The sequence below is a fragment of the Streptomyces sp. NPDC060205 genome (genome assembly GCF_042728395.1).
Classification (GTDB): Bacteria; Actinomycetota; Actinomycetes; order Streptomycetales; family Streptomycetaceae; genus Streptomyces.
Genome location: NZ_JBHWZP010000163.1, coordinates 1 through 14,350, shown reverse-complemented (window position 1 = coordinate 14,350; position 14,350 = coordinate 1). Strand labels below are relative to the sequence as shown.

The following is a 14,350-nucleotide window of genomic DNA, read 5'->3' as shown; positions in this document are numbered from 1 at the left end:
GGTAGCTTGTTCGGGGGGGGGGGGTCCGGTTTGCGCCCCCACCAAACCCGGGCGGGTGTTTTGGTTCCGGGGGGGGGCCGGGGGGCGCGGGGGGGCCCTGGGGGGGGGGGGGGGGGCATACCCGGCCCTCATGTCAAGGACACCGAAATCCGAGCAGCAGACTCCGGGCCCGGCGGAGCAGGTGGAGGAGCGGGCACCGGACAAGCTCCACGAATTGCCGAAGCGCTCCTGGCTGGCCGTCCTGAAAGGCACGGTCAAGGAGTTCCAGGACGACGAGCTCGCCGACAGGGCCGCGGCGCTGACGTACTACGGGGTGCTCTCGCTGTTTCCGGCGCTGCTGCTCCTGGTCTCGCTGCTGGGCATCGCGGGGAAGTCCGCGACCCAGGAGGTCCTGGACAACCTCAGGAAGCTGGCTCCCGGTTCGGCCCGGGACATCATCAGCGACGCCGTGACACAGCTGCAGGGCCGGGGCGGCGTCGGCTCCGTGATGGCCCTGGTCGGTGTCGTCCTCGCCGTGTGGTCGGCCTCCGGCTATGTGGCGGCCTTCATCCGCTCCGCCAACGCCGTCTACGACATGCCGGAGGGGCGCCCCGTCTGGAAGGTGCTGCCCATCCGCGTGGGCGTGACCGTCGTGCTGCTGGTGCTGACGGTGTTCAGCGCGCTGATCGTGGTGTTCACCGGTGGCCTGGCCCGCGAGGCGGGCGGCGCGCTGGGGATCGGTGACACGGCCCTGACGGTGTGGTCGATCGCGAAGTGGCCGGTGCTGGTCGTCCTCGTCACGATCATGATCGCCCTGCTCTACTGGGCGACTCCGAACGTGAAGGGCCGCGGCTTCAAGTGGATCACTCCCGGCAGTGTCCTGGCCCTGTTGATCTGGATGGTCGCCTCGGCCGGGTTCGCGTTCTACGTGGCGAACTTCGGCTCGTACAACAAGACCTACGGCACGCTCGCCGGTGTCATCGTCTTCCTCGTCTGGCTGTGGATCAGCAATATCGCGATCCTGCTCGGGCTGGAGTTCGACTCCGAGATGGCACGGCAGCGCGCCATCGCGGGCGGTCTGCCGGACACCGAGGAGCCTTATGTACCGCCCCGCGACACCCGCGCCTGGAGCGACGAGGAGCAGCGCCGGATGGAGTGACGAGCGGTGGGAGGGGATGCGGAGGGAGGGGATGAGGGGTGCCGGGCGGTCATCCTGTCGTGCGCGCGACGTCCGCGACGGCCTCCACCGCCCGGTCCAGTTCGGCATGGGTGTTGTAGTAGTGCGGTGAGAGGCGTACCAGGGGGTGGACGTCCCGCACCTCCGTGTCGAACTGGGTGTGTTCGGGGACGGTCGTGCTCACGTTGATCCCCTGCCGCGCGAGCGCCTCGGCGACGTCCGCGGTGGGTACGCCGTCGGCCTTCGCGGTCACGATGGCGCACCGGACCCGGCCGAGGTCGTACGTGCTGACGCCGGGCAGGGCGTCGAGAGCATCGCGCAGATACGCGCCGAGGGCGAGGGCCCGCTCCCCGATCGGGTCCAGGCCCAGGTCCAGGGCCTGGCGGACGGCCTCTCCCAGCCCCAGGACATTGGCGTAACTCGCTTCCCAGCTCTCGAAGCGCCGTGCGCCGGCGTGCCAGGTGAAGCCCCGCTCGCCGTCCCAGGTGGCCGCCTCGATGTCGCTGACGAACGGGTCGAGGTACTCCAGGGCCTCGCGGCGGACCCACAGGAATCCGGTGCCGCGCGGGCCCCGCAGGAATTTGCGGCCGGTGGCGGTGAGCATGTCGCAGCCGATCCGGGTGACGTCGACGGGGAACTGGCCCACGGACTGGGTGGCGTCGAGCAGGAACGGCACGCCGGCGGCTCGCGCGATCCGGCCGATCTCGTGGGCCGGGTTGACCAGGCCACCGCTGGTGGGGATGTGGGTGACACCGATGAGCCGGGTGCGCTCGTCGATCAGCGCGGTCAGCGCCGCGGTGTCGAGCTGTCCGTACGCGTCGTCCGGGACCACCACGATCTCGGCGCCGGAGCGCCGGGCGGTCTGCAGATACGCCAGTACGCTGCTGCCGTACTCCGCCCGGCCGGTCAGGATGCGGTCGCCCGGCTTGAAGGTCATCGAGTAGAAGGCGGCGTTCCACGCGTGCGTGGAGTTGTCGAAGAGCGCGATCTCGTCGGGCCGGCCGCCCACCAGCCGGGCGATGTCCGTGCGGGTGGCGTCGATGCGGTCCTGTTCCTGGCGGGCGGCCTCGTAGCCGCCGATGTCCGCCTCCAGCTCCAGGTGGGTCGTCATCGTCGCGAGGGTCCGCCGGGAGAGCAGCCCGGCCCCCGCGTTGTTGAGGTGCGTGCGGTGCGCGGTACCCGGGGTGTCCGCGCGGAGCGCCTCGATGTCGAGGCCGGGATGTTCCCCGCTGCCGCTTTCCCCGCTGCTGTCCTTCACGCTGCTGTCTTCCACGGTGCCGTGTCCAACGCCGGTGTGTTCCATGACGGGGTGTTTCCATCCCTCCGGCATTCATATGCCTCCTCCGCGCTCCCCGGGCCCGGAAGAAGGCGTCGATCGGCGGATCCGCGGATATCGATCTCCTGCGCGGAAAGGATCCTTCGAAGGCGTTGGTGCTGACGTACACGGGGCGGAGGGCGCGAGTGCCGAGCGAGGGGCACGAGTCGCACAACGAGGTGCGCGGCGACGTGTACGGCTCGGTCGTCCAGGCGGGCTCCGTACACGGCGGTATCCACATCGCTGCGCCGCCCGCTTCCGTCCGGCGGACGCCCTGGCAGTTCCCCCCGCTCGTCCGGGTGGTGGACCGGTCCTCGGAGCTGGCGGCGCTGGAGCGTCATCGTGTCCGCGCCGCGCGGGACGGGCGGCCTGCGCTGGCAGCGGTCAGCGGTCTGGGCGGAGTCGGCAAGACCACGGTCGCCCTGCGATGGCTGCACGCGTTGCGCCGCCAGTGTCCGGGCGGTCAACTCCACGCGGACCTGGGGGCGCAGTCACCGGACGGGCCGGAGCACCCGGGAGATATCCTCGCGCGTTTCCTGCGGGCCCTGGGCGTTCCCGCTCAGCAGGTCCCGGCGATGCTGGCCGAACGGACTCTGCTGTACCGGTCGTTGACCGCGGACCGGGGCCTGGTGGTCCTGCTCGACGACGCCGCGACCGCTGCCCAGGTCCGGCCGTTGCTGCCCGGCGGCGGCAGCGTCACCGCGGTCACCAGCCGCAGACGGCTGCCGGGACTGACCGTCGACGGCTGCTACCCGGTCCACCTGGAACCACTGCCCTCCGACGCGGCCGTCGACCTGCTCGCGGACACCCTCGCGGACGGGCGGGTGTCGGAGCAGCCGGACGATGCCCGGGCCCTGGTCGAGTTGTGCGCGGGGCTGCCGCTGGCCGTCCGTATCGCGGGCGCCCGGCTCGCGGCGCGCCCGGGACGGAGTATCGGCACGATGGTCCGCTCACTGGCCGCGGAGCATCACCGACTGGAGGCACTGGCCATCGACGGCGACCACAATGTCCGGGCCGCGCTGGATCTGTCGTACCAGGCACTGCCGCCTTCGGCGGCCCGGCTCTACCGGCTGCTGGGGCTGCATCCGGGCCGGGAGTTCGACGCCTCGGTGGCCTCGGCGCTGCTTCCCGCGGAGGCGGACGCGGCACGGTCGCTGGACGTGCTCCACGAGGCGAGTCTCCTCGTCGACACCACGGGAGAGCGCTGCCGCTTCCACGATCTCGTACGGCTGCACGCCGCGGCGAAGGCGCGACAGGACGAGTCGCCTCAGCAACGGGCGGAGGCCGTGCGGCGGATCGCCGATCACTATCTGGCGAGTGCCACGCGCGCCGAGGAGATCATCGATCCCCAGCACCGGACCATGGCCCGGGACTACGGCTTCGTCCCGGTGGCCGTCGCGGACGTGGGCCCCGGCTCCGGGACCGCTCTGGACTGGCTGGAGCGTGAACTGCCCAATCTGATGGCCGTCATCCACCAGGCCAGGTCCGCCGGATTTCCCACCGTCTGCTGGCAGCTCGCCGACGCGTTGTGGCCGCTCTTCCTGCGGCGGAAGTTCTACGACGACTGGTGCGGCGCGCACCGGGAGGGGCTGGCGGCAGCACGGGACCTGGGTGACACGGCGGCCGAATGCCGGATGCTGACCTCGGGCGGAGTCGGGGAACTGGGCGCCGGGGACCCCGACGGGGCCCTGGCGATGTTCGAGCAGGCGGCACGGCTGTTCCTCGGACGCGATGACCTCCTCGGCCACGCCCGCACGCTCAACTACCGCGGACTCGCCCTGCAACGGCTCGGGCGTCCGGACGAGGCCGCCGGGTACTTCGCGCGTGCCGCCGCCGAGTTGCCGAGGAACGGCGACGAGCGGGCCGGAGGGCTGGCCAGGCTCAACCTCGCCGATGTCGCCCTCACCGCCGGGCAGGCCGAGGAGGCGATCCGCCAGGCCGGTGCCGCACACACCACGCTCGGGGACGCGGGCGACACCTACAACGCCGCGCGCGCGACCACGCTCCTGGGCCGCGCGCATCTCGTACTGGACCGGCTCGACCGGGCGGAGGAACTGCTGTCCTCGGCACGGGCGACACTGCGCGGCATGGCGGCGAACCACGAGACGGCCCGCGCCGTCGAAGGCCTGGCGGAGGTCTCCGAACGACGCGGACGGACGGGCCTCGCCAGGACCCTCTACCAGGAGGCGCTCGACCTCTGTGCCTCGGTGGGCCGGTCCGGGTCGGACGAGGCCGAGGAGACCCGGCGCCGGCTCCGGCGGTTGGAGCGGAGCGAGCCCGGCGAGACGTGAGGACGGACGGAGCAGCCGCCCGCGAACCCGAGCGCCGACACGGACAGCCCGGCCACCAGCCACGCATGAGCCAGCGAGGCGACGGTTTCCCAGAACCCCTCCGGTGTCCGGAACCCCTCTGGTGTCCGCACCCCCTCCGGTGCCAGGAATCCCTCCGGTGTCCGGGATCCCTCCGGTGTCCGGGATCCCTCCGGCCGTCCCGGCCCGCCCGCTTCGAGCAGGAGCAGCGGGCCGTCCGGACCCAGCCGTAGCCAGCAGCGGGGGCCCTGATGCACCGCCACGACCAGGGCACCCGGACAGGACACGGCCAGGCGGGCGACCCGCCGCGCCCCCTCACCGCGCTCGACCAGCACATCGCCCAGCACCCGCCACCGGTCCGGTGCGCAGGTCCGGACCCTGACGTGCTCATCCACCAGGAGCGTCCCGGAATGCGGGTGCGCCAGCACGGTCCGGACCCGGACCACCGCACCCCGGTCGTACGGGGTCCGGCCGTCCGGAGCCATGGACACCGCCGACCGGGACATCACGGCGAGGAGCGTCATCGGGGCACCACGCTGCCGGGCCCGTCGTAGCGCACCGGCAGCGGAAGCCGTGCCGGTTCCGTGGTGGTCCTGGCCGCGGGGGCCCGCAGGTGGAGCTTGCGGTAGAGCAGCGCGCGCATCCTGCGGGCGAACCGGCCGGGTTCGGAGGTGATCCTGGCCGCGACCCGCTCGTAGCGACGCGCGCCGCGGAACGCGGAGCCCCGTTTCAGTTGCGGACGTACCGGACGGTCCCCCCGCAGTCGTGGGGCGAAGGACATCAGCTCCGCCATCGGTGAGCCCGGATCGACCGGTGCGTCGGAGCGGCCCGCCATCAGCACCGGCGCACCGGTCATCGCGCCGTAGAGCGTCACCGAGCCGTGGTCGCCCACGATGTGGTCGGCGGCGACGAGTGCTCCCGCCCAGTCCTCGTACGGGCTGCCCAGGATCAGGCCGGAGCGCACCAGTTGGGCGAGCCAGGTGCGGACCTGCCAGTCGCCGTGCGCGTTCCAGACATGCGGATGCAGCAGTGCGGCGATCCGGTACTCGTCCCTGGGCAGTTCGGTGACCAGCCGCTCCAGCGTGCCCCACCCCTCCCCCAGCAGGGAGTCCGGTCCCCAGGTGGAACAGACGAGCACCAGCTGCTGACCCGTCCCGACCCCGAGTGCCTCCCGGTACAGCGCCCGTGAGCCGAGACTCGCGGCGATCCGGTCGAAACACGGGTCGCCCACCACTTCGGCGACCGCCAGCGCCTCGGGGCACTCGCGGCCGAGCCTGGCCAACTCCTCGTGATGGGCCAGCACGATGGCCTCGGGCACCACCGCTCCGTCCCGAACCAGTCGCTGCCTGCTCAGGCCGTAGGCACCCCGCTGGGCCACCTGACGGCCGCGCTGCCCGACCTCGATCACCTTGTTGTGTCCGGCCCCGTGAGGCAGGACGACCACGGGCGCGTGCAGTTCGTGCAGGCCGCCGTGGCCGGCGGCCAGCGCGAGGTCGAAGCCCGTCTGTACCGCCTGACTCCAGGGAAGGACGAGACCTCCCAGCCGGTCAAGGAACTCACTGACCCCGTTGCTGAACACGTCGGGTGCCTGGGTGAAGCAGATCTGCACCCGGCTCTCGCCCTCCAGCAGACGTATCGTGTCGAGCAGTCGCTGGCCCGCGATCACGGTGTGCACCACGACCAGGACCCGCCTTCGGGTCCGTCGGGTGGCCCAGCGCTCGACATCCAGCCGCACCGGCACATGCCGCCAGTGCGGCTCCGGCACTGTCACGCTCATCGTCGAAATCCCCCGGTTCTTCCCTCATCGCCTTCGCGGCCGCGATGTTTCGCGGCCGATGGCAGAGGGATGCCCACCGGGCCGGACGGAGGGCCTGCAGGAATCCTGCACTCCTGTGGCACGGCGAGCGAGCGCCTGCCCGTGTGCGCCCGGCACGCTTCGGTGCGCCGCTGTGCCCACCCCTGACTCCATGGAAAAGCCGTAGAACAGTGGTACGGCTCACACAGTTGTACGCACATCTGCGAAGGCCGTGGGAAGAAGCGCACCCGTCGGGGGGCATGGTGGAACTTCTTGCTCTGGGACCTCTGGAACTCTGGCACGACCAGCGGCAGCACGAACTCGGCACGTTGAAGGAGCGCCGTGTGCTGGCCGTCCTGCTCCACGCCCGTGGTGAACCGGTGTCGGCGAACACGCTGATGGAGCGGGTCTGGGACGGCGAACCGCCCCTGACGGCACTGGACACCCTGCAGAGTTACCTCTCGCGGCTCAGGGGGCGGCTGCGCCGGGCGGTCGGCGACGACCGGGTGGGCGTGGAGCGGCCGTCGCCTCGGCTCTACCAGCTGCGCGCCGATGCGGAGGACATCGACCTGCTGCGCTTCCAGCGACTGCGCTCGGACGCGCTGGCCGCCGCCGCGCGAGGTGAACGCCCGCTGGCCATAGGGCTGTTGAGGACCGCCGAAGCACTGTGGCGCAGCGAACCCCTGACCGAGTTCAGTGAGAGTTCCTGGGCGCAGTCCGCACGTGCCCGGCTGATCGAGGACCATCGCCGGGTCCGGGAGGAACGGATCGGTCTGGAGCTGGAGTTGGGCCGGCACGCGGACCTCGTGGGCGAATTGCGGGAGTTGGCCTCCCAGAGCCCCTTCGCCCAGCAGGTGATCGGTTCCCTGATGCTGGCTCTGTACCGTTCCGGACGTCACGACGAGGCGCTCGCCGTCTACCGGGACACCCGCACGCGATTACACGAGAGTCAGGGCATCGAGCCGACGGCGGAACTCCAGCAGCTCCACCTGCGCATGCTCGAACAGGACCAGGACCTGTTGCGGACGGAGCCGGGCCCTCGTGACCCGGCCCCCCCGTCCGGAGCCGCGCAACTGTCTGCCGCGGGACATCCCGGACTTCACCGGGCGCGCGGGTGAACTGCGTATCCTGCTCGCCGATTCCACGGCAGGGAAGCGCACGGCGACCGCCCTGCCGGTCACCGTGATCCACGGCATGCCCGGGATCGGCAAGACAGCGCTCGCGGTGCGTGCTTCGCACCTGATGTCCGCGGCTTATCCGGACTCCCAGTTCTATGTGGACATGCGGGGCCACAGCGGACAGCAGCCGCTCGATCCGGCGGACGCCCTGGCCCATCTGCTGCACGCCACCGGCGGGCCCGGTGAACTGCCCGCGACACTGGACGAGCGGGCGACCAGATGGCGCGAGTGGACGGCCGGGCGCCGGGTGCTCGTGGTCCTGGACAACGTACGGGACGCGGCCCAGGTCGGCCCTCTGCTGCCCGGCTCCCCCACCTGTCGGGTCCTCGTGACCACCCGGAGCCGGCTGGCCGGACTGGACGGTGCCGCCCACCTGTTCGTGGACACCCTGTCCCGGGAGGAGGCCGCGGCGCTCTTCACCCGGATCGTCGGTGCGTCGAGGGTGTCCGGCGCACCGGAGTGCCTGCGGCGGATCGTGGAGGCCTGCGCATGCCACCCGCTGGCCGTCCAGGTGCTGGCGAGCCGCTTCCGGCACCGGGACTCCTGGGATCTGCAGCATCTGCTCGACCGGCTGGCACAAGCGACGAGCCCGCTCCAGGAGTTCGACACGGTGATCAGCGCGGTGTTCCGGTTCTCGTACACCGAACTCAGCTCTCCCGCACAGGAGTTGTTCCGGCGCCTCGCCCTGCACCCCGGCTCCGACATCACCCTCCGGGCTGCCGAGGCGCTGGCCGGACCGGACCTCGGGAGCGAACCCGGAGCGAGCCGCCACGAAGAGAGCCGACCCGCGGCACTGGAGCGGTGCGTGGAGGAACTCATCGACTCCAGTCTCCTGGAGGAGCCGGTCCGCGGACGCCACCGGCTGCACGATCTCACCCGCGCCTACGCCCTGCAGGTATGCCTGCGCACGGACTCGGCAGCGGTCCGGCACGCCTCGGTCGGCCGGCTCGTCGCCCACTACCTCACCACCGCGTACCGGGCCGACCGGCTCTGCCACCCGCATCGCCGGGTGCTCGACCTGGACCTCCCCGCACAGGGCGGGCCGCACTGCGCGCCGGGGTTCACGGACGCGGACGGGGCCTCGGTGTGGCTGACGGTGGAGCGTGCCAATCTCGTCGCGGTCGCGCGCGCGGCCGCCGGCGGGCATCCGCAGTACGCGGCCCTGTTCCCGCACGTGCTGGCGAGATCCCTCAAGCTGTGGGGGGCATGGGACATCGAGGCGGAACTCTTCGAGGCGGCCGTACCGGTCCTGCGCTCGTCCGGCGATCGGGCCGCGCTGGCCCAGACCCTCACCGACCACGCGGACCTGCTGGCGCAGCGCGACCATGGCGCGGCGCTGCGCTGCGCGACCGAGGCCCTGTCGATCCACGAGGACCTGGACCAGACGCACGGCCGCGCCGACGCCCTCTTCCAGTCGGGCCGGGCGCACCTCGCGGCGGGCCACGGCGACACGTCGCTGCGCGTCCTGGAACAGGCGCTGAAGCTGTACCGCGAGGTGGGCGACCGTTCCGGTGAGGCCGAATGTCTCAACGTCCAGGGTGTGGTCCTGTACTACGCGGGACGCTACGACGAGGCCCTGCACAAGGTCCAGGCCATGGAGGCGATTTACGAGGATCTGCCCGACCCCTACGGCCTGGCGCAGGCGCTCAACAACCGCGGCGAACTGGCCTTTCTGCAGGGGCGTTACGCCGATGCGCAGGAGTGCTACGAACGATCGAGGGTCCTGATGCGGCAGCACGGCGGCCGTGTCGATCTGGCGATTCTCGACACCAACCTCGGCGGGGTGCATCAGGCCGTCGGCGAGACGGACCAGGCACTGCGCTGCTTCAAGAGGGCTCTGGCGGCCCACCGGTTCAGTGGTGACGCACTGGGCGAGGCGGACGTGCTGATCAGCATGGGTACGGCCTATGCCCGCTCGGGGCGCCGGGGCGAGGCGCTGCTGCATCTCACGATGGCGGAGCAGGTGGCCACGCGCATCGACAACCCGTACGAGCGAATGCGGGCGTTGATCGCCGCGGCGGACGTCCAGCGCGAGTCGGGGCGACTCGACACCGCGGCCAGGGGCTACGAGCAGGCCCTCGCGGTGGCCGAGCGCATCGAGTTCCCCATGGGCTCCGCCCACGCGCTCGCGGGACTCGCGCGGATCGCGTCCCTCTCCCCCCGCCCGGCCGGCCGGACCGTCGACCACGGCGAGCGGGCTGTCGCCCTGTACCGCGAGCTGGGCGCGGAGGCGGAGGCCGCGAAACTGCTTCAGTTCCTGAAGACCCACAGGTCGACCGGCTCCTGAGGGGTCACCCAGGAGCCGGCCCTTGCCACTGCGTCGGCCCCGGTCAGCCTCGACCCGCGCTGCCGACGGTCCGCGGTGGGATCACCACATCCAGCGGAGCACCACCGGCGCCGCGAGGGCGGCGAGCATGACCGGCAGGGCAGCGGTGCAGACCTTGTGAAGCATGGTTCTCCTTGCAATTCGAACTACGCCAGGCCACGCGAACGATCACGCGGCAGCCGTAAGGTACCGCCCCCGCGAACCCAGTGGCTCCACTTTTCGAGACTCGTCTGCACGTGCTAATGGCCGTTCGGCGGCACGCCCCCCGACCGTCCGACCGGTACGTGAACCGCCTGGCCACAGGCCTCCCCCACCCGGGCCGAGAGAGCCCTCCGGACACCCCGTCCGCGAACAGCGCCGGAAAGAAGTCTTGTCCAACGGGTTGCCGAGTAGTTGATTCATTACTTAAATCAACACCTGAACTAAGCGTCACCGCACAGGCATTGGGTCCCCCACCGCACTGGTCCGGGTTCCCCCCGACCGCTCCTCGCCCTCCACACCCGCACGGAGTCAACGTATGAGACGTCAACGTTTGCGACTCAGATCCCTGGGGTTCGCGCTCGCCACCTCGGCCGCGCTCATCACCATCCCCGCCCAGCTACCGGCCGCCGCGGCCCAAGCGCCCCTTGCCCCGGACAGAGCCGCCGCTGCCCCGGCCGCCGGCAACGCCAGGGCCGCCGCGGCCTGTTCGACCGCCAACGCCGCCCAGGGCAAGCCGGCCACCGCGTCCTCCACGGAGAACGCGGGCACCCCCGCCGCCTCCGCCTTCGACGGCAACAACGGCACCCGCTGGTCCAGCCAGGCGTCCGACCCCCAGTGGGTACGGGTCGACCTCGGCTCGGTCCAGGACCTCTGCAAGGTCGACCTCAACTGGGAGGCCGCCTACGGCAAGGACTTCACCATCCAGGCCTCCACCAACGGCCAGGACTGGACGACGCTGAAGTCCGTCACAGGCGGCACCGGCGGCACCGCCTCCTACGACGTCAGCGGCTCCGGGCGCTATGTCCGGATCAACGGGACGGCCCGCGGCACCGGTTACGGCTACTCGCTGTGGGAGGTCGCGGTGCACACCGGCACCGGCGGCGGCACCCCGCCCGTCGAGGGCGGCGGCGACCTCGGTCCCAACGTCATCGTCGTGGACCCGAGCACCCCGAATCTGCAGGCCAAGTTCGACCAGGTCTTCACCCAGCAGGAGTCCAACCAGTTCGGCTCCGGCCGCTACCAGTTCCTGATGAAGCCGGGCACGTACAACGGCATCAACGCGCAACTGGGCTTCTACACCTCGATCTCCGGGCTCGGTCTCAACCCCGACGACGTGAAGATCAACGGTGACATCACCGTGGACGCGGGCTGGTTCAACGGCAACGCCACCCAGAACTTCTGGCGTTCGGCGGAGAACCTGTCGATCAGGCCCGTCAACGGCACGGACCGCTGGGCGGTGGCCCAGGCCGCGCCGTTCCGCCGGATCCATGTCGAGGGCGGCCTCAACCTCGCACCGGCGGGCTACGGCTGGGCCTCCGGCGGCTACATCGCCGACTCGAAGATCGACGGCACGGTCGGTCCGTACTCCCAGCAGCAGTGGTACACCCGCGAGAGCTCGGTCGGCGGCTGGACCAACGGCGTCTGGAACATGACGTTCTCCGGTGTGCAGGGCGCCCCGGCGACGAACTTCGACACCGGCCCGTACACGACGCTGGACACCACGCCGATCTCGCGCGAGAAGCCGTTCCTGTACCTGGACGGCAACGACTACAAGGTGTTCGTGCCCGCCAAGCGGACCAACGCCCGCGGTGTGTCGTGGCCGGCGAACGCGGGCGGCACCTCGCTCCCGCTCAGCCAGTTCTACGTCGTGAAGCCCGGCGCGACCGCCGCCACCATCAACGCGGCACTGGCGCAGGGCCTCAACCTGCTGTTCACGCCCGGTGTCTACCACCTCGACCAGACCATCAACGTCAACCGCGCCAACACCGTCGTCCTCGGGCTCGGCCTCGCCACGATCGTCCCCGACAACGGCGTGGACGCCATGCATGTCGCCGATGTCGACGGGGTCAGGCTGGCGGGCTTCCTCATCGACGCCGGCGCCACCAAGTCCGACACCCTGCTCCAGGTCGGCGCGCCCGGCTCCTCGGCCGACCACGCCGCCAACCCGACGACCGTGCAGGACGTGTTCGTCCGGATCGGCGGCGCCGGACCCGGTCTGGCCACCCACTCCATGGTCATCAACAGCGACGACGCCATCGTCGACCACACATGGATCTGGCGGGCGGACCACGGCGCGGGCGTCGGCTGGGAGACCAACCGCGCCGACTACGGGCTTGAGGTCAACGGCGACGACGTCCTCGCGACGGGCCTGTTCGTCGAGCACTTCAACAAGTACGACGTGGTCTGGAGCGGCGAACGCGGCCGGACGATCTTCTTCCAGAACGAGAAGGCCTACGACGTGCCGAACTCCGCCGCCATCACCCATGACGGCATCGTCGGCTACGCCGCCTACAAGGTGGCCGACAGCGTCAACACCCATGAGGCCTGGGGCCTGGGCAGCTACTGCAACTTCACCACCGACTCGACGATCGTCCAGCACCACGGGTTCCAGGTGCCGGTCAAGTCGGGCGTCAAGCTGCACAGCATCCAGGTGATCTCGCTGGGAGGGAAGGGTCAGTACGCCCACGTCGTGAACAACACGGGCGCGCCGACCTCGGGATCCGACACCATCCCGTCGAAGATCACCAGCTTCCCGTGACAGCCGGCCGGTGAGCACTCGCGGCCCGTCCTCCCACCGGGAGGGCGGGCCGCGTGCATGACGAGATCATGGACCGTTTATCATATGAGCACCGCCTAGCTCGAAAGATAAACCTGTGACTGTCAATGACGACTCGTTCACCAATTGGAAGAACCGCGAGGAGATCGCGGAGTCGATGATCCCGATCATCGGGAAGCTGCACCGCGAGCGGGACGTCACCGTCCTGCTGCACAGCCGCTCCTTGGTGAACAAGTCGGTGGTCAGCATCCTCAAGACCCACCGGTTCGCCCGGCAGATCGCCGGAGTGGAGCTGTCGGTCACCGAGACCCTGCCCTATCTGCGGGCTCTGACCACGCTCGACCTCGGCCCCGCCCAGATCGACATCGGGATGCTCGCCGCCACGCACCGCGGCGACGACCGGGGCCTCACGGTCGAGGCCTTCACCGCCGAGGCCGTCGCCGGTGCCACGGGCGCCAACAAGATCGAGAGCCGCGAGGGCCGCGATGTCGTCCTGTACGGCTTCGGCCGCATCGGGCGCCTGGTCGCCCGCCTGCTCATCGAGAAGGCGGGTTCCGGCAACGGGCTGCGCCTGCGGGCCGTCGTCGTCCGCCGGGGCGGTGGCCGGGCCGCCGACGATCTCGTGAAGCGCGCCTCGCTGCTGCGCCGCGACTCGATCCACGGCCAGTTCCAGGGCACGATCACCGTCGACGAGGCGAGCAGCACGATCTTCGCCAACGGCAACGCGATCAAGGTGATCTACGCGAACGACCCCTCCGAGGTCGACTACACGGCGTACGGCATCAAGGACGCCGTCCTCATCGACAACACCGGCATCTGGCGCGACCGCGAGGGCCTGTCGCAGCATCTGCGTCCCGGCATCGACAAGGTCGTGCTGACCGCGCCGGGCAAGGGTGACGTGCCGAACATCGTGCACGGCGTCAACCACGACATGATCAAGCCGGACGAGCGGATCCTGTCCTGCGCATCCTGCACCACGAACGCGATCGTCCCGCCGCTGAAGGCGATGGCCGACGAGTACGGCGTGCTGCGCGGGCACGTGGAGACCGTCCACTCGTTCACCAACGACCAGAACCTGCTGGACAACTACCACAAGGCCGACCGCCGTGGCCGCTCGGCGCCGCTCAACATGGTGATCACCGAGACGGGCGCGGCCTCCGCCGTGGCCAAGGCGCTGCCCGACCTGGACGCGCCGATCACCGGCAGTTCGATCCGGGTGCCGGTGCCGGACGTGTCGATCGCGATCCTCAGCCTGCGGCTCGGCCGCGAGACCACTCGCGGGGAGGTTCTCGACTACCTGCGGAACGTGTCGCTGACCTCGCCGCTGAAGCGGCAGATCGACTTCACCACCGCCCCAGACGCGGTCTCCAGCGACTTCATGGGCTCGCGCCACGCCTCGATCGTCGACGCCGGAGCCACCAAGGTCGACGGGGACAACGCGATCCTCTACCTCTGGTACGACAACGAGTTCGGCTACTCCTGCCAGGTCGTCCGGGTCGTCCAGCATGTGACC

The 14,350-nt window shown here is 70.6% G+C and carries 9 protein-coding genes; 6 read left to right on the top strand and 3 right to left on the bottom strand.

What is annotated here, in order from left to right; all coding sequences use genetic code 11:
• The first annotated feature begins 130 nt into the window (after positions 1–130).
• Positions 131–1,138 carry a YihY/virulence factor BrkB family protein gene (locus tag ACFWGJ_RS25985; protein ID WP_387328888.1) on the top strand — a complete coding sequence of 336 codons (1,008 nt, stop codon included), beginning with the start codon at positions 131–133 and terminating at the stop codon, positions 1,136–1,138.
• Between the two features lie 49 nt (positions 1,139–1,187).
• Here the strand turns inward: ACFWGJ_RS25985 and ACFWGJ_RS25980 are convergent, their stop codons facing one another.
• On the bottom strand, positions 1,188–2,429 hold the full coding sequence (locus ACFWGJ_RS25980; RefSeq protein WP_387328885.1) for an aminotransferase class V-fold PLP-dependent enzyme: 1,242 nt from the start codon (positions 2,427–2,429) through the stop codon (positions 1,188–1,190).
• Positions 2,430–2,617: 188 nt separating this feature from the next.
• Here ACFWGJ_RS25980 and ACFWGJ_RS25975 point away from each other — a divergent pair, with 188 nt between their 5' ends.
• On the top strand, positions 2,618–4,762 hold the full coding sequence (locus tag ACFWGJ_RS25975; RefSeq protein WP_387328883.1) for an ATP-binding protein: 2,145 nt from the start codon (positions 2,618–2,620) through the stop codon (positions 4,760–4,762).
• On the opposite strand, the gene ACFWGJ_RS25970 is transcribed toward ACFWGJ_RS25975, so the two are convergent.
• The gene (locus ACFWGJ_RS25970; RefSeq protein WP_387328880.1) at positions 4,648–5,304 is read right to left on the bottom strand and encodes a hypothetical protein; all 657 of its coding nucleotides are present in this window, start codon (positions 5,302–5,304) and stop codon (positions 4,648–4,650) included. The two genes, ACFWGJ_RS25975 and ACFWGJ_RS25970, sit on opposite strands and share 115 nt — an antisense overlap.
• Positions 5,301–6,557, bottom strand: coding sequence for a hypothetical protein (locus ACFWGJ_RS25965; protein ID WP_387328877.1), 1,257 nt, complete (start codon positions 6,555–6,557; stop codon positions 5,301–5,303). Before ACFWGJ_RS25965 ends, ACFWGJ_RS25970 begins: the two co-directional genes overlap by 4 nt.
• A gap of 278 nt (positions 6,558–6,835) precedes the next feature.
• Between ACFWGJ_RS25965 and ACFWGJ_RS25960 the strand changes: the two genes are divergently transcribed.
• The 4 genes from ACFWGJ_RS25960 to ACFWGJ_RS25945 form a co-directional block, all read left to right on the top strand.
• A complete protein-coding gene (locus tag ACFWGJ_RS25960; RefSeq protein WP_387328874.1) occupies positions 6,836–7,693 on the top strand; it encodes a BTAD domain-containing putative transcriptional regulator in 858 nt (285 codons plus the stop codon).
• A complete protein-coding gene (locus tag ACFWGJ_RS25955; protein WP_387328871.1) occupies positions 7,617–10,040 on the top strand; it encodes an ATP-binding protein in 2,424 nt (807 codons plus the stop codon). The genes ACFWGJ_RS25960 and ACFWGJ_RS25955 overlap by 77 nt, the downstream gene beginning before the upstream one ends.
• A gap of 556 nt (positions 10,041–10,596) precedes the next feature.
• A complete protein-coding gene (locus ACFWGJ_RS25950; RefSeq protein WP_387328868.1) occupies positions 10,597–12,819 on the top strand; it encodes a discoidin domain-containing protein in 2,223 nt (740 codons plus the stop codon).
• A gap of 115 nt (positions 12,820–12,934) precedes the next feature.
• Positions 12,935–14,350, top strand: a 1,416-nt coding sequence (locus ACFWGJ_RS25945; RefSeq protein ID WP_387328866.1) for a glyceraldehyde-3-phosphate dehydrogenase, incomplete at its 3' end; no start/stop codon positions are given.